A 14,576-nucleotide genomic window follows, 5' to 3' on the forward strand; every position below is an offset into this window, starting at 1 on the left:
AACTGTGACAAGAGAAGGTGATTCAGAAAAGGACCTGTGCGGCCAGACCGGCGAGCACGCCGCCGAGCAGCGGGCCGAGCACCGGCACCCAGGCATAACCCCAGTCGGAGTTCTTGCGGCCCGGCAGGTCGGTGGGGCCCGGGTCGGCGCGTCGCTCGGCCGCGCCCGCCCCGACGGTGACGTGCTCGCGCGCGGGCTGGACCGCCGCACCCTTGTGCACCGGCAGCAGCGCGTGCGCCAGTCGGGGGCCGAGGTCGCGGGCCGGGTTGATGGCGTAGCCGGTGGGCCCGCCGAGCGAGGCGCCGATGCCGACCACAAGCAGTGCCGCGGCGAGCGGGCCGAGGCCGGTGGCGGTGTGGCCCATGGCCAGCAGCACCAGCACGAGCGCGAAGGTGGCGATCACCTCGGTGGCGAAGTTCCAGGACAGCCCGCGGATCGCGGGGCCGGTGGCGAACACGCCCAGCTTCTTCTCGTCGTCGGTCTCCTCGTCGAAGTGCCGCTTGTAGGCGACATAGGCGAGGTTCGCGCCGACGAAGGCGCCCGCCAATTGGCCGAGCACGTAGGCGATCGTGGTGGCGGTGGTGATCTCGATGCCGGGCGCGTATTCGTCCGCGCCGCTGGCCAGCACGCCGATCGTGTACGCGGGGTTCAGGTGACCGCCCGTCTTGTACGCGACGTATACGCCAGCGAGTACGCCGAGACCCCACCCGAAGTTGATCAACAGCCAGCCGCCGTCGAATCCCTTGGATTTGGTCAGCAATACATTCGCGACTACGCCGACACCGAGTAAGACCAGCATCCCTGTGCCGAGTGCTTCACTCAGGAAGATCGAGCCGAAGTTCATCGTTGAGTCTCCGTTCGCCCGCGGTCGCGGACGCGACCCTGCGAAATCAGACGTTACGACGGGGTTGCGAACCCGGACATAGGGCACGTTCGACAATGCTGAACGGTCGGCCTGGCTGCCCCCGGCCACTGCCGCTACTGTCGGGCCGCCGAGGAAGCGGGCATGACGCACGTCACACTGAGCGCCGGGAGTGTTGCTGTTTGTTCACCACATGTTCGACATTGTCGAATCCGGCGGCTAGTTTCGGGGGATGCCCGGTCCGATCCAGTCGATCGAGCGAGCGGCGGCCATCCTGCGCCTGCTCGCCCGCGGTGCGGGCCGGCTCGGCGTCGGCGAAATCGCGGGTGCGCTCGGTCTCGCCAAACCGACCGCGCACGGCATCCTGCGCACGCTGCAAGGCGTCGGGTTCGTCGAGCAGGACCCGGCGACCGGCAAGTATCAGCTCGGCGCGGCCCTCGTTCACCTCGGCACCAGCTATCTGGATGCCAACGAGTTACGTTCGCGCGCTATCAATTGGGCGGACGCGCTCGCGGCCCGCACCGGCGAATCGGTCCGGATCGGGGCGCCGGTCGATGGCACTGTGGTGGTGGTCCACCATGTCTTCCGCCCGGACAACTCCGAGCAGGCGCTCGAACTGGGCGAACTGCTCCCACCGCACGCGACCGCGCTCGGCAAGGTGCTGCTCGCCTACGACGCCGCGCTCATGGCGGACATGCGCGGCGCGGAACTGCCCTCGCTCACCAGACGCACCATCGTCGACCGGACCGTGCTCACCAGGACCCTCGCCGCGGTCCGCCGGGTGGGCTGGGCAGGCGACACCGAGGAATACCGGCCGGGTGAGGCGGGCATCGCGGCGCCGATCCGCGCGCACGGCGGGCTGGTGGTCGGTGCCATCGGTATCAGCGGACCGGTCGACCGGCTCTGCGACGCGCAATTGCGACACCGAAGCGCCCTGGTCGGGCACGTACGCGACGCCGCACACGCGGTCTCGCGGGATCTGGGCGGCGGACACTGACCCACTGACTTGTCGCAGGAAAGGACGCGGATGACCCAACGTTTCGTGCTGGCGATCGATCAGGGCACCACCTCCACCAGGTGCATCCTGTTCGATCAGCGCGCGCGCCTGGTCGGCGTCGCGCAACGCGAGCACAAGCAGCACTATCCGCGGCCCGGCTGGATCGAGCAGGACGCGATGGAGATCTGGCGCAATGTCGACCGGATCGTGCCGCAGGCGCTGCGCGATTCCGGCGTCGCCGCCGAGCAGGTGGCCGCCCTCGGCATCGCGAATCAGCGCGAGACCACGGTGGTCTGGGACCGCCGCACCGGCGCGCCGATCCGGCGGGCCATCGTCTGGCAGGACGTGCGGACCGAGGATCTGGTCAGGGAATACGAGGAAAAGCTTGGCGCGCACCGCATTCGGGAACTCTGCGGACTGCCGCTTGCCACCTACTTCGCGGCGCCGCGGCTGCGCTGGCTGCTCGATTCCATTCCCGGACTACAGGAACGGGCCGAGCGCGGGGAGGTGCTGTTCGGCACCATGGAGACCTGGCTGATCTGGAATCTCACCGGCGGCGTCGACGGCGGCCTGCACCTGACTGACGTCACCAACGCCAGCCGCACCCTGCTGATGAACCTGACCACGCTCAGCTGGGATCCGGAGCTGCTGAGCTTCTTCGGCATTCCGGCGGCCATGCTGCCGCGGATCCAGCCGTCGACCGCGTCCTACGGCACCACCCGCCGGGTGGTGCCCGGCATCCCGATCGCCGCCGCGCTCGGTGACCAGCATGCCGCGCTGTTCGGCCAAACCTGTTTCGCGCGTGGGGAAACCAAGTGCACCTACGGCACGGGCGGGTTCCTCATGATGAACACCGGACGCGAGCTGGTGCAGTCCTCGCACGGCCTGCTCACCACCATCGGCTACCAGATCGGCGACGAGAAACCGGTGTACGCGCTGGAGGGGCCGATCGCGGTGACCGGCTCACTGGTGCAGTGGGTGCGCGACAACATCGGCCTGGTCACCAGCGCCCCGGAGATCGAAACCCTCGCGCGCACAGTGCAGGACAACGGCGGCTGCTACATCGTGCCCGCCTTCTCCGGGTTGTACGCGCCGCACTGGCGCAGTGACGCGCGCGGGCTGATCGCGGGCCTCACCTCGTATATCACCAAGGGGCACATCGCCCGTGCGGTCCTGGAGGCGACGGCGTGGCAGACGCGCGAGGTCGTCGACGCGATGAACGCCGATTCCGGTTTGCAGGCCCGCGCCCTGCGCGTGGACGGCGGCATGACGTCGGACAATCTGCTCATGCAGATCGTGGCCGATGTGCTCGATCTGCCCGTCATGCGCCCGTTCGTCGCCGAAACCGTCTCGCTCGGCGCGGCGTACGCGGCCGGCCTGGCCGTCGGCTACTGGCCGGACCTGGAGGGCCTGCGCAACAATTGGCGCCTCGCCGCGCAGTGGGTTCCGCAGATGGACCCGGTCCTGCGCGCCGAAGAGTACGAGAACTGGCAACGCGCAGTGCAATTGACCTTCGGCTGGCTGCGCTCCAAGCGTCGCGGGGACGAGGCCGCCACGCGCTGATCACGCGGCGTCGCGGTGCGGCCTGCGCAGCGAGCCCGCGATATTCGCCCGCAGCCGGGTCAGGGCGCGGCGTGCCCGGTTGCCGTCGAGGCCGTGTTCGAGTTCGAGGCGGACCCGCGCGTTGTGCAGTGCGGTGCGCAATCCCGTTGTCACCTCGGAGATTTCGGCGACCGCGGCCGCCGCACCGGTCTGGAACTTCTTCTCCGACGCGGTCTCCGGGGCGTCATCGGAGGTGGCGATCAACCAGCGATCCGGCACGGCCAGCTTGTGAATGGTGCGCATGGTGAGCAGGTACTGCCGCAGCAGTGAGCCACTGGTGTAGGGCAGGTCGTACTTGTCGCAGAGCGCGCGCACCTTGGTGGCGATCTCGGCATAGCGGTTGCTCGGCAGGTCCGGGAACAGATGATGTTCGATCTGGTAGCAGAGGTTTCCGCTGGCGAAGGCGAGCGCCGGTCCCGCGTCGAAGTTCGCAGTACCGAGCATTTGGCGCAGGTACCACTCGGATTTGGTCTCCTCGTGCAGTGCGGCGGGTGTGAACTTCTCCGCACCATCCGGAAAGTGCCCGCAGAAGATCACCACGTAGGCCCAGGCGTTGCGCAGGATGTTGGCGGTGAGGTTCGCGGTGAGCGCCCGCCGCCAGTGCTTCGCGCTCAGCGCGGGGAACAGTACGTAGTCCTTGACCGCCTGACGGCCCACCTTGCGCAGGAAAGCCTTTGTCAGCGCGGTCTTCTCGGCCTTGGTCTCGACCCGATCGCGGTCCGCGTACAGGCCGTGCAGGCCGATGCCCCACTCGAAAGTGGCGGCCAGCAGCAGGTTTTGCAGTGGTTGCAGCAGATGCTCGGGTTTCCACTGCTGGTCCCTGGTCACCCGCATCACGCCGAAGCCGATGTCGTCGTCCATGTCGATGACATTGGTGTAGACGTGGTGGCGGAAGTTGTGCGAGTACTTCCACTGGGTGGACAGCCCGACCATGTCCCATTCCCAGCTGGTCGAATGGACTTCGGGATCGTTCATCCAATCCCATTGGCCGTGCGAGACATTGTGGCCGATCTCCATGTTCTCGATGCTCTTGGCTGCGGCCAGCGCGACCGTGCCGAGCAGCCAGGTCGTCCGGTTCCGATTGAGCGCGATCAGCAGCCGCGCGGCGGTGTCCAGCACGCGCTGCGCGCGGATGGTGCGCCGGATGTAGGCCGCGTCGCGGGCGCCGAGCGATTCGCTGACGTCACGGTGGATCGTGTCGAGCTCGGTACCGAGCGACTCGATGTCTTCCTTGCTCAGGTGGGAGTACACGGCAATATCGGTGATGGCCATAGGTCCTTCTCGGCTGGATCGCTGCCCAGCGCAGGGACGCCGGATAGATCGCCGACACGGGTCTGGATCGGCGCTGCTCGGAACTCGAGCTGGGACGGCCGGCCGATTGAGAGCCGACGTCGATGATTCCTACGCTCGACGCTACCACCGCTGCGGCGACCGCAGGCACAACAGCAGGCGGACGTGCGGCCAACGGCGCGTGGCGGTGGTGAATCACACGTTCCGGCAGGACATTTTCGACAGCACGGCGGGGATCATGCGCGGTTCTGCGCGTCGAGAGGGTTGAATAGAGGGGATCGGCTATTGGCGGCCGATCGGAGGAGGCTCGACGAATGAGTCAGGAAAGCGGGCAAGGGTCGGGGCTGTTCAGCCACGACACCGTTCCCATTCCGGTGTACACGCCCGCCGACAGCGGTGAGGCACATCATCAGCCGGTGTTCAGTAGGGCCGAGGACGGCTCCGGATCTGTTGTCGGGGAGGCTGCCGCGCCGCACGCCTGACGCCGGACATGACACGAGCCCCCGCATCTCCCGAGGAGATGCGGGGGCTCGAGCCGTTTCCCGGGTGTGTCGGGTTCGATCAAGTGAACCACCGATAGCCTAGTTTGAATCGCTGACCGGGTATTTCCTCGAATCTCTCGATGCTCATTCGCGTTCTGCTGTTCAATAAGTGAACGGTCGTTAGTCAACGTGGATGGGACGGACATGAGCAGTCGTCGGGACGTGGGAACCGGCATCCGGGTGGTCACCGATCCCTCCGGCGGACTGCTGTCCAAGGGGCATCCACTCGGTGCGACCGGGCTCGCGCGGTGCGCGGCACTGGCCTAGCGAAAGGATTTGCAGCACATGGGAACTCTGGATGGCAAGGTCGCCATTGTATCCGGCTCGGGCCGCGGGATCGGCAGGGAGATCGCGCTGAAGCTCGCGCGCGAGGGCGCGAAGGTGGTCGTGAACGACCTCGATCCGGAACCGGCCAAGGAAACCCTCGCCGCCATCGAAGCCGCGGGCGGACAAGCTGTTTCGTGTGTCGGCAGCGTCACCGATGAGGGCTTCGCCGAACGCTTCGTGCAGACCGCGGTGGACGAGTTCGGCGGGTTGGACATCATCGTCAACAACGCGGGATACACCTGGGATTCGGTGATCCAGAAGATGACCGACGAGCAGTGGGACGCCATCCTCGACGTACACCTCAAGGCGCCGTTCCGAATTCTGCGCGCCGCGCAGCCGGTGATCGCCGCGGCCGCGAAGCGGGCCAAGGAGGCGGGTGAACCGGTGCCGTGCCGCAAGGTCGTCAACATCTCCTCGCTGGCGGGTACGGGTGGCAATGCGGGCCAGGCGAACTACTCCTCGGGCAAGGCCGGGATCATCGGCCTCACCAAGGCGCTGTCCAAGGAGTGGGGTCGCTACAACGTGACCGTGAACGCGGTCGCGTTCGGCTTGATCAAGACCCGGCTCACCGAGGCGCCCGCGGGCACCGGAGGCACGATCGACGTGGCGGGCAAGGAGATCAAGGTCGGCGTCAACGCGAACCTGCTCGCCGCGATGGAGCAGATGGTGCCGCTCGGGCGCGGTGGCACGCCCGCCGAGGCGGCGGGCGCGGTCTACCTGCTCTGCATTCCGGAGTCGGACTACGTCAGCGGGCAGACCCTGGTCTGCGGCGGCGGCTTCAACATCTAGTACGACGATGTATCTGACCCAGTCGCTGCGCCGCGCGCTGCGGCAGAACCCGGATCGCATGCTCAACGTCTTCGGCGACCGCGTGCGTACCGTGGCCGAATCCGCGAATCAAGTGTTCTGAGGGAGCGAAATCGTATGGTGAGCGGGCCGGACCTGGTCCGTCCGGCCCGGGGCACCCGGCCGGCGAACCGGCGTGCACTGATCATCGCTGCTGCCGCGGATCTGTTCTGCCGCAACGGGTATGCCGATGTCGGGATGGGTGATGTCGCCGCCGCCGTCGCGATCGGGCCGTCCGCGCTGTATCGGCATTTCCGCGGCAAGCAGAGCCTGCTGGCCACCGTGGTGGCGGAGGCACTGACCGCCTTCGCCGACGCGGTCGACGCCGCGGCGGCACAGCCCGACGAGATCGGCCCGACCCTGGCCGCGACCATGCTCGCCCGCCGCGATGTCGGGGTGCTGTGGCGGCGCGAGGCACGCCACCTGTCCGCCGCGGATCGCGCCGAATTCCGGGCCACCGCGCGCCGGATCGGCACCCGACTGGCCGAAGTGATCGCCGCCCGCCGCCCCGAGTTGACCTCGGGTGGCGCCGAGGTGCTCGCATGGTCCGCGCTCTCGGTGGCCAACAGCGTCTCGTTCCACAGCCTTTCCCTGCCCGAACCCGAATTCGGCACTCTGCTCGGCGGACTCGTCGACGCGGTGGTCCGCGCCCCGGCGCCGGTGCTCGTCCCGTGTCCCGAGTCGGCCGGTGGGTCCGTGGCACTGGCCGCGTTGGACCGGCGTGAGGCGCTGCTGACCGAGGCGGCGAAGCTGTTCGCGGCACGCGGTTTCGTGAGTGTGCGAATGGACGAGATCGGTGCCGCGGTCGGCATCACGGGTCCGAGTGTCTACAACCACTTTCCGGGTAAGGCCGACATCCTGCTCGCGGCCATCGTGCGCGGCGACGAATGGCTGCGCCGCGATCTGCACCAGGCGCTGGCGCAGGCGGCCGATCCGTGCGACGGACTCCACCGGCTGCTTGCGAGCTACAGCGCTTTCGTTTTCGAGAACCCGCATCTGATGCAGACGCTCGTCTCCGAGGCGCGGCATCTACCCGACGCGGACCGCGGGCGCGCGAAGGCGGCGCAGCGGGCCTACATCGCCGAGTGGGTACATCTGCTGCGTCGACTGCGGCCGGACTGGGGGCCGATACCCGCGCGGATCAGAGTGCAGGCCGCCCAATCGATGATGAACGAACTGGCCTCGACACGGCAGGTATCGGCCTACCGGGACATCGACGCGGTGGCGGCGGCGATCGCCGCCAAGGTGCTCGGATTGTCCGACGCCGACCGCTGAACTCAGCGGCCGCGTGCCGCCGCCCGTGCTCCAGCTCCGGGCTGCATGACCTGCGCCCACCAGGAGGCCAGTGGGCTCGGATCCGGCCATACGACAGTGGATTCGGTGTCGTCGGCGATATCGACGGATACTTGGTTGGCGCGTGTTGAGTTGTCTTGACGGAACACGGTCGACGATCTCCTTGGAGTCGGTACGTGCACGGGCACCCCGCGAACGCGGGGTGCCCGTAACGGCGTTGTCGAAACGCCGGGGGACCCAAGGTTGACGTTCCGTCCGAGCAGCTACCGGATCGCCGATTGCCCGGGCATCCGCGATCCACTACTCACGACACGAAACCCTCTGCCACGCTGCATAATTCGAGGGGTCGGCGAGTTAATTGCCACTATAGCAATATTTTGCCGGTGCGGTGGCGTAAGTGCTCGTCAGGATGCCCAAGGGCCGATCCCGCCGACCTTCTCGATGCGGATCCGGGTCAGCAGTCCTGGCGGCGCGTCGGCGGGCGGAAAGTCGACGCCGGGCGCGGCCAGTGTCGCCGCGAGCTCCTTCAGCAGTTCGGGCGCGCCGCCCTCGACGATCCGGGCGGTACCGGTGATCGACAGATAGGGCCGCATGATCTCGCCGCGTTCGGCGGACTGAATGGTCACCGCGACCCGGCCGTCGCGGCGGACATTGCGGACCTTCTTGTATTCACCGAGGTGCGCGGTGACCAGTTCGTCGCCGTCCGGGGTGGATTGCAACGCCACCCACACCAGGCTGACCTGCGGGCTACCGTCGGGATTGAGCGTGACCAGGGTGGCATCGGCGCCGGCGCCGATCAGTGCGCGAGCGGAATCATCGAGTCTCATGTCAGGTGCCAACCCGCCGCCGTCGCATTCATTCCCCGCGCTGTACTACCGTCGCTGGCATGCGGCTTCACGTGGGATGTGCGATGTGGACGCACGCGGGGTGGCAGGACTGGCAGCCCGCCTCGGGGGATCGGCTCGCGGCCTACGCGCAGCGCTGCGACGCGGTGGAGGGCAACACCACTTTCTATGCCGTGCCTGCCAGGCGCACGGTCGAGTCCTGGGCCAGGCAGACGACGCCGGACTTTCGCTTCGTGGTGAAGCTGCACAAGTCGATCACGCACGAGCGCAGACTCACCGAGACCGACGCCGAACTGCGGACATTCCTGTCCGCGATCGAACCGCTCGGCGCTCGGGTGCACGCGCTGTGGATCCAGTTGCCCGCCTCGTTCGGCCCCACCGATCTCGGCGCGCTGGCCGGTTTCCTGCGGGAGTTGCCCGGCGGGTACCGCCCCGCCGTCGAGGTTCGCCACCGCGCCTTCTTCGAGAACGAGCATGCCGCAACGCACCTCGAGCGGGTCCTCGGCCGGTTCGGCGCCGAATGGGTGAGCTTCGACACCACCACGCTGTTCGACGGGCAGCCGATCGGCCCCACCGAACAAGAGGCATGGTCGAAGAAACCGCGGTTGCCCCGGCGCACCCGCGCGCTCACCGAACATCCGATCGTGCGCTACCACGGCCGCGCCGCCACCGAACGCACGGTCGAGGGCTGGCAGCCCTGGCTCGCCACGGTGGCGGACTGGCTGCGCGAAGGCCGTTCGCCCACCGTGTTCATCCACACTCCGGACAACGCCGACGCCGTGGTGCTGGCCCGGCGCTTCCACGCCGAGGTGGCCGCCAGGGTGCCGGAATTGGCGCCGCTGCCGCAGCCAGCGCCGGTGGAGCCGATGACCCTGTTCTGATCGGATCGGCTCAGCGACTGCCGATGGGCTGCTGCAACAGTCCAGCCAGCAAGGTGCCCGCGCCCTGCAGCCACAGCGGCCAGCTCGCCGGGTCGAGAGCCATCGAGCCCTCGTCGTGGATCGAACAGCCCGGCTCTGCGGGCACCCCGTCGAACCGTTCCTTCAGCCACAGCAGTACGCGCGCCATGCTGTCGATCTCCAGCGTGATGTGCTCGCTGAAATGGTCACGGGTGTAATGCACGCGAGCGTTGGGGTCGCGGCAGTAGGTGTCGACGAGGGTGTTGACCGGCCCGACCGGCGCGATCCAGTCGGGATTGGAATTGAAGATGAACATCGGCATGTCCGGCACCGAATGACCCATCCGCAACGCTTCGAAGACCGCGGCGGGCACCGGATCGTCCAGTGGGTCGGGTGAATCGTAGAGGCCGCCTTCGAGATTCATGAACGGCAGCAGGGCGGCGGAATAGAGGCACAGCGAATTCTTCACCGGCGCCATCGCTTTGCCGATCGGCAGCATGTGCTGCTGGTTGTACGCGGCCAGCTCCGGGTATTCGTTGGCGACGCCGAGCAGTCCCGAAAGAATGAGCCCGGCACCGAGATTGCCGCTCGCCATGCGATACATCGCCTTGATGTCGGCGGGCACACCGCCTTCGGAGGCGCCGACGACGTTCAGCTCGGGTGCGTAGGACGCTTTGAGCTCGGCGGTGTGGCCGGTGGTGATCGCGCCGCCGGAGTAGCCCGCCAGGCCGATCTTGGTGTCGGGCCCGAGGCCCATCGGGGCGAAGTTCTCCGCGGCCCGTATCCCGTCGAGGGTGACGCGCGCACCGAGCGGGCCTGCCGCGAAGGCGGAGTTGGGCCCCTGGTGGTCCGGCATCGCGACCGCCCAGCCCGCGCCGAGCGCGGTGAGCGGCAGCACGAACTCGAACGGGATGTCGAATTGTCCGGTGATGTTGCCCGGCACCGAAGCCTGTTGCAGCACATAGGAAGGCGCACAATACTGAGCGTTGGAGTCCTGCGGGAACTGATACGACAGCAGCGGCCGCGGTATGCCGCCGTTGTCGCCGCGCGGCTTCATCAGCGTGGTGACGGCGGCGATCGGCTCGTCGCGGGTATCGGTGGAGCGATACGAGAGCTGCCAAGCGTCGAAATTGAACGGGATCACCGAGTAGTACGCCAGGTGCACCTCGCGCGCGGCGATGATCTCACCCGGTTTCTTCGCGGCGACCACGTCCGCCGGTGGCGAATAGAAGCCGGGATCGAGTTCCGGTGGGGCCGGCGGGATCGGGAACGGCAGTGGCGGCTGCACCGGTACCTGCTGGTGCATCGCAGTGGTATCGGCGAACGCCGGCGCGTGGCCGGCTAACGGTGCGGCGAACGCGACCAGCACCGCGATGCTCGCCAGGCGCAGCGACCGGAAACTTGCGGAAGCGACGGTGTTCATTGGCTTCTTTCGCAGGTGAGTGAGCCTTCCGAGGCTCGGGGCCATGGTCTGTCGGGGCGGAAGGCTATTCCGTCCACGACCGCGCGTCCGTGCGAGACGCGCCGCGCGAAGCCGTCAGTTAACTATGAGGCTAAGTAACAGCAAATGCCAGAACTGGGCACATGACCAGAGGCGAAAGTCCAAGTCCTGCGCGTGCGAGCTGTACACCATGCACAAGTGATCCGGGCGAATCCGGCGAGTTCCAGCCTCCGGGGCGTGTCGAAGCTGCCCTACCTCGGGTCTTCTCGTCCGTCATGGGTTCGCCGGCGCACCTCTCGGCGCTCGATCCGGCGAGTGCGGCGCGCATCGATATCGCGGACCAGATCCGTCCACTCGTTCGCCAGCGCCGCGAGTCGCGACCAGGCCACGTGCACGCGCTGCTCGGCGACGTTCTCGGCGGTCATCAGCAGGTGGTCGGCGAGAATCTGAGCGGCGGCCATCCGGTCGACGGCGCCGCCCAGCGAAGCGGGCGCGCGATCCCCCGGCCGAGGGGGCGCCAGCTGCCCGGTCACCCAGGCATCGATCACAACGACGATTTCGGCTCGGCGGCAATCGATTTCGGCACACCGCGCGGGCGTGGCCCGGCGGGCGTGGTGCAACTGCGCCAGCGCCCTGGCGAGCTGGGTGACGAGGTGGTCACCCGGCCGGTCGCCGATCTGCAGCCGCAGCGCGGCCGATAGTTCGTGCCAGTCCGGCAGGAGCGGGCGGACTCCGCCACCCTCGATCGGCAGCGGGCGCGATCGGGGTCCGTCGGCGATCCGCACGGTCAACGGAGGGGGTCGCGGTGGCGCCGAGCGTGCCCGTGGCAAACGGCACCGGCACGACTATCGCCGCGTAGTGGTCGCCGCGGCGTACGAGCGCGGCGGCTGGTGTCGAGCAGCTCTCGGATGTCCGATGGCGTGGGCAAGGTGGGCCTTCCCTGGCGACGGTCGAGGTGCATCCGACGCCGGCGACCAGCCAGGTCCTCGGGACTCGGCCGATCGTTCTGCGCGTACCCGAGATAGGGGAGCAGAGCGCCCGGCGTCGGATGCGAATACCAGTCTCGTCCGCGCGCCGGCCCGCCGGAAGTCTGATTCGGGTCATATCGGCAGCGGTTTGGCCGCTTCGGTTATGCCCCCGCAATCGTCCGGAGCGGCCCACCGTGAAACGTGGTGGTACATCGGGTCGTTCAGCCGGGCCGCCCCGCGTACTCGGGAAGCACGGTGAAATGCCGGACGGTGCCGGACAGTTCGGGCAGTTCCCTGGGTTCGGTCCAGGTGGCGAACTCGTCGTGGCAATCGCTGTAGAAGTACTTGCCGTCGCTGTAGGCGTCGAAGAAGATCCGCCACCCGCCGTCGGGGAGCGGGATCACGCACTGGCCTTCGCGCGGTGTGCCCCAGTGGGCCCAATCGCCGGTCTCGCACAGGGTGTACGGCCCGCCAGGGGCGTCGCCGACGGCCAGTTCGATGTATTTGCTGGTCTCGTTCTTCGTGAACGCGTAATAGCGGCCATCGCGCCGCACCACGGTGGTGTCGATGTAGCCGTAGGTCGAACACGGTTTGCCGTCCACCGCGGGCAGGTCGGCGGGGTCCGGTGCGTCCGGCGCCGCCTCGATGGCCACGGGGGCGAGGTCGGTCCAGGAGCGCAGCGATCGGTCGGTGGCGGTCATCAGATGCGGGGTGAACGAGCAGCCGTCCGACAGCGACACGATGACATTGACCTGCCCCTGTGCGTCGATCAGCCATTCCGGCGCCCAGGTGGAGGTCACACCCGGAATCTCAACGGTGAAGTCGTACAGGTGATTCCACGTGCGCCGGTCGGTGCTGCGCGCGAAACCGATGGTCTGTCCCTCCCACCCGGTGGTGTAGGTGAGGTAGTAGGCGCGATCCACGTGCCGGAACAAGCTCGGATCACGCAGCAGGCCCGTCGGCGGACGATAGGCGCGTTTGCCGACCGGTCGGAAGTGCAGCGCGTCGGTGGATTCGTAGACATGCAAATCGGTTTCGCTCGCGTTGGTGAACGCGGTCATGGTGTACCGCACCGCCGGTCCGGCTGCCGCGGCCCGGTGCGACGCGAACCAGCCCAGCGGCACCGCCGCCGCCAGGGCCAGTGCGGATCTGCGACTCATCGCCACCTCTCCCATCACACGAATTATCCAGCGCCGATTGCCCGGTGCCGCTCGACACGCCGCCGGTGGCGCACGCCACAGTCCGCCCTCGATCGGCCCGAACTCGCCGAGTACCTGCGGAAAGGTCAATTACACAAGTGTCCAGTAATGGTGTGGGTAAATATTCAGTGGGCCGGGCATACCACAATGTGTGGCGCATTCCGAATGCAATAGTGCGTTTACCGGCATATGCGTGGTCAGGGGATCATTCCATCCGGAATCGCCCCATGACGGCGAAAAGTTGGGTAATCTGGTCGAGCCTCATGAAGTTCGGGGCAGCTTTGCAGAGTGAGTCGTGGTCGCCCCTGCGGCTCACTATCGCTGTACAACAGTCCGATGAGGCCCGGGTAATCCCCGGGCCTCATTGAATTGGCGGTGTACATCTGCCTCGCGATTCTCGCGGGCGCGGGCAATTCATCGTCGCCGGGGTATTCGCGGCGAAATTATTCCTATTCGGAACTATTGGACATCGAGCGTGCTCGTGTCCGGCCGGTCGCGGCCGCTGCCACCCGCCGGTCGCGTGCGTTCCGGTCCGCGGACCCGGCGGCGGGGCACACTGGTACGCAGTGTGTTCGTAGCCCAACTGCGTTCGGATGGAAAGAATTTCGGCTGCGGCGACACTGCTGCCGCGGGAGCCGCCGCCCCTCGTCGGCCGGTTCGAGTGGCCGCAACGGCGCGTCGGCGCTGGCGTTTGTCCCGAGCGGGATCGGTGCGCTAACATTTCTCGCGGTCCTTCATGTTGTTCGCGTTCGGCAAATGACATCGATATGTTTCCGTCACATTCAAGACGGAATATCCCTATTTCACGTTGTTTCCCATGCGGTCGGTCCGGGGTGGCGGTGGTGGCCATCCCGGACCGGCGTCCGACTGTCGACCGAGGAGGTTCGTTGATGACGGAGTGGCCCGTGACATCGGAGCTGGGCGGCTTTCGTTGGTAGGCAAGATCATTCCGCTGCTGTCCGGTGGTGGCGGCGCGACCGCGCTGCTCGAGCCCGACATCACCCGAGACCTGCTCGCTCAGGCGAAGGCCAGGGCGCACAGCGCGGCGAACCGGGCAAGCGCCGCCAGTGGCCGAGCGGTGAACCGGGAGAAGGTGACCGAGCACGTCGGATCCGCGCACGGCTCGGCACGGGCGGTGACCACCGCGAACACCGCCAGGGACGCCGCATGGCACGCCTATGTCACGGCGAATCACGCGCTGAAGGTCAGCTGCTACGCGGTGGCCGCCGCGGAGGCGGTGACCAGGGTCCAGTTCGCCGCCGCGCGGGCGCTCGAGGCGGCGAAAGCGGCCGCCTTCGCGCCCGACGATGTCGCGGTCGCCGATCTGGCCGCCGCTGCCGAGGAGGCCGCGGCGGCGGCCAGCAACAGTGCTTACGGCGCACCCCACGTCGTGTCGATTCCGCGCATCGGCTGCGACTAGCCTGCCCGATCGTGCGCTGACGCGGGCTGTGAACGCGCCGAGTGG

At 67.6% G+C, this 14,576-nt stretch carries 14 protein-coding genes; 9 read left to right on the forward strand and 5 right to left on the reverse strand.

The window, feature by feature from the left end:
- Positions 1-22: 22 nt before the first annotated feature.
- Positions 23-844 carry an MIP/aquaporin family protein gene (locus tag F5X71_RS06980; protein ID WP_167461195.1) on the reverse strand — a complete coding sequence of 274 codons (822 nt, stop codon included), beginning with the start codon at positions 842-844 and terminating at the stop codon, positions 23-25.
- A 250-nt stretch (positions 845-1,094) separates the two neighbouring features.
- On the opposite strand from F5X71_RS06980, the gene F5X71_RS06985 reads away from it, so the two are divergent.
- Together F5X71_RS06985 and glpK are read left to right on the forward strand one after the other, a co-directional pair.
- Positions 1,095-1,859 (forward strand): IclR family transcriptional regulator, encoded by a 765-nt coding sequence (locus F5X71_RS06985; RefSeq protein ID WP_167461196.1) that lies wholly within the window; start codon positions 1,095-1,097, stop codon positions 1,857-1,859.
- 30 nt (positions 1,860-1,889) lie between these two features.
- A complete protein-coding gene (glpK, locus tag F5X71_RS06990; RefSeq protein ID WP_167461197.1) occupies positions 1,890-3,422 on the forward strand; it encodes a glycerol kinase GlpK in 1,533 nt (510 codons plus the stop codon).
- Here glpK and F5X71_RS06995 read toward each other — a convergent pair whose 3' ends face one another.
- Positions 3,423-4,733, reverse strand: a complete 1,311-nt coding sequence (locus F5X71_RS06995; RefSeq protein ID WP_167461198.1) for a fatty acid desaturase family protein — start codon at positions 4,731-4,733, stop codon at positions 3,423-3,425.
- Between the two features lie 332 nt (positions 4,734-5,065).
- Here F5X71_RS06995 and F5X71_RS07000 point away from each other — a divergent pair, with 332 nt between their 5' ends.
- The 4 genes from F5X71_RS07000 (at position 5,066) to F5X71_RS07010 (ending at position 7,741) form a co-directional block, all read left to right on the forward strand.
- Positions 5,066-5,233, forward strand: a complete 168-nt coding sequence (locus F5X71_RS07000; protein ID WP_167461199.1) for a hypothetical protein — start codon at positions 5,066-5,068, stop codon at positions 5,231-5,233.
- 204 nt (positions 5,234-5,437) lie between these two features.
- On the forward strand, positions 5,438-5,560 hold the full coding sequence (locus F5X71_RS37405; RefSeq protein ID WP_275106818.1) for a hypothetical protein: 123 nt from the start codon (positions 5,438-5,440) through the stop codon (positions 5,558-5,560).
- An 18-nt stretch (positions 5,561-5,578) separates the two neighbouring features.
- Complete coding sequence (locus tag F5X71_RS07005) at positions 5,579-6,409, forward strand: SDR family NAD(P)-dependent oxidoreductase (protein ID WP_167461200.1); 831 nt, start codon at positions 5,579-5,581, stop codon at positions 6,407-6,409.
- A gap of 135 nt (positions 6,410-6,544) precedes the next feature.
- Positions 6,545-7,741: a TetR/AcrR family transcriptional regulator gene (locus F5X71_RS07010; protein ID WP_167461201.1), complete on the forward strand. Its 1,197-nt coding sequence runs from the start codon at positions 6,545-6,547 to the stop codon at positions 7,739-7,741.
- A 422-nt stretch (positions 7,742-8,163) separates the two neighbouring features.
- Here the strand turns inward: F5X71_RS07010 and F5X71_RS07015 are convergent, their stop codons facing one another.
- On the reverse strand, positions 8,164-8,586 hold the full coding sequence (locus F5X71_RS07015) for a PPOX class F420-dependent oxidoreductase (RefSeq protein ID WP_167461202.1): 423 nt from the start codon (positions 8,584-8,586) through the stop codon (positions 8,164-8,166).
- Positions 8,587-8,645: 59 nt separating this feature from the next.
- On the opposite strand from F5X71_RS07015, the gene F5X71_RS07020 reads away from it, so the two are divergent.
- Positions 8,646-9,485, forward strand: a complete 840-nt coding sequence (locus F5X71_RS07020) for a DUF72 domain-containing protein (RefSeq protein WP_167461203.1) — start codon at positions 8,646-8,648, stop codon at positions 9,483-9,485.
- Positions 9,486-9,495: 10 nt separating this feature from the next.
- On the opposite strand, the gene F5X71_RS07025 is transcribed toward F5X71_RS07020, so the two are convergent.
- Positions 9,496-10,926: a lipase family protein gene (locus F5X71_RS07025; RefSeq protein WP_238815758.1), complete on the reverse strand. Its 1,431-nt coding sequence runs from the start codon at positions 10,924-10,926 to the stop codon at positions 9,496-9,498.
- A 293-nt stretch (positions 10,927-11,219) separates the two neighbouring features.
- On the opposite strand from F5X71_RS07025, the gene F5X71_RS07030 reads away from it, so the two are divergent.
- Complete coding sequence (locus F5X71_RS07030) at positions 11,220-11,645, forward strand: hypothetical protein (RefSeq protein WP_167461204.1); 426 nt, start codon at positions 11,220-11,222, stop codon at positions 11,643-11,645.
- A 488-nt stretch (positions 11,646-12,133) separates the two neighbouring features.
- On the opposite strand, the gene F5X71_RS07035 is transcribed toward F5X71_RS07030, so the two are convergent.
- Positions 12,134-13,072 (reverse strand): glycoside hydrolase, encoded by a 939-nt coding sequence (locus F5X71_RS07035; RefSeq protein ID WP_238815759.1) that lies wholly within the window; start codon positions 13,070-13,072, stop codon positions 12,134-12,136.
- A 970-nt stretch (positions 13,073-14,042) separates the two neighbouring features.
- Between F5X71_RS07035 and F5X71_RS07040 the strand changes: the two genes are divergently transcribed.
- Entirely contained in the window at positions 14,043-14,531 is a 489-nt protein-coding gene (locus F5X71_RS07040; protein WP_167461205.1) for a hypothetical protein, read from the forward strand.
- Positions 14,532-14,576: the final 45 nt, after the last annotated feature.

This window comes from Nocardia brasiliensis, assembly GCF_011801125.1.
GTDB classification, from domain to species: domain Bacteria; phylum Actinomycetota; class Actinomycetes; order Mycobacteriales; family Mycobacteriaceae; genus Nocardia; species Nocardia brasiliensis_C.

Bases quoted from the DNA above. Each gene is read 5' to 3' on its own strand.
- F5X71_RS06980 (WP_167461195.1), bottom strand. From the start codon at position 844: ATGAACTTCGGCTCGATCTTCCTGAGTGAAGCACTCGGCACAGGGATG.
- F5X71_RS06985 (WP_167461196.1), top strand. From the start codon at position 1,095: ATGCCCGGTCCGATCCAGTCGATCGAGCGAGCGGCGGCCATCCTGCGC.
- glpK (WP_167461197.1), top strand. From the start codon at position 1,890: ATGACCCAACGTTTCGTGCTGGCGATCGATCAGGGCACCACCTCCACC.
- F5X71_RS06995 (WP_167461198.1), bottom strand. From the start codon at position 4,733: ATGGCCATCACCGATATTGCCGTGTACTCCCACCTGAGCAAGGAAGAC.
- F5X71_RS07000 (WP_167461199.1), top strand. From the start codon at position 5,066: ATGAGTCAGGAAAGCGGGCAAGGGTCGGGGCTGTTCAGCCACGACACC.
- F5X71_RS37405 (WP_275106818.1), top strand. From the start codon at position 5,438: ATGAGCAGTCGTCGGGACGTGGGAACCGGCATCCGGGTGGTCACCGAT.
- F5X71_RS07005 (WP_167461200.1), top strand. From the start codon at position 5,579: ATGGGAACTCTGGATGGCAAGGTCGCCATTGTATCCGGCTCGGGCCGC.
- F5X71_RS07010 (WP_167461201.1), top strand. From the start codon at position 6,545: ATGGTGAGCGGGCCGGACCTGGTCCGTCCGGCCCGGGGCACCCGGCCG.
- F5X71_RS07015 (WP_167461202.1), bottom strand. From the start codon at position 8,586: ATGAGACTCGATGATTCCGCTCGCGCACTGATCGGCGCCGGCGCCGAT.
- F5X71_RS07020 (WP_167461203.1), top strand. From the start codon at position 8,646: ATGCGGCTTCACGTGGGATGTGCGATGTGGACGCACGCGGGGTGGCAG.
- F5X71_RS07025 (WP_238815758.1), bottom strand. From the start codon at position 10,926: ATGAACACCGTCGCTTCCGCAAGTTTCCGGTCGCTGCGCCTGGCGAGC.
- F5X71_RS07030 (WP_167461204.1), top strand. From the start codon at position 11,220: ATGGGTTCGCCGGCGCACCTCTCGGCGCTCGATCCGGCGAGTGCGGCG.
- F5X71_RS07035 (WP_238815759.1), bottom strand. From the start codon at position 13,072: ATGAGTCGCAGATCCGCACTGGCCCTGGCGGCGGCGGTGCCGCTGGGC.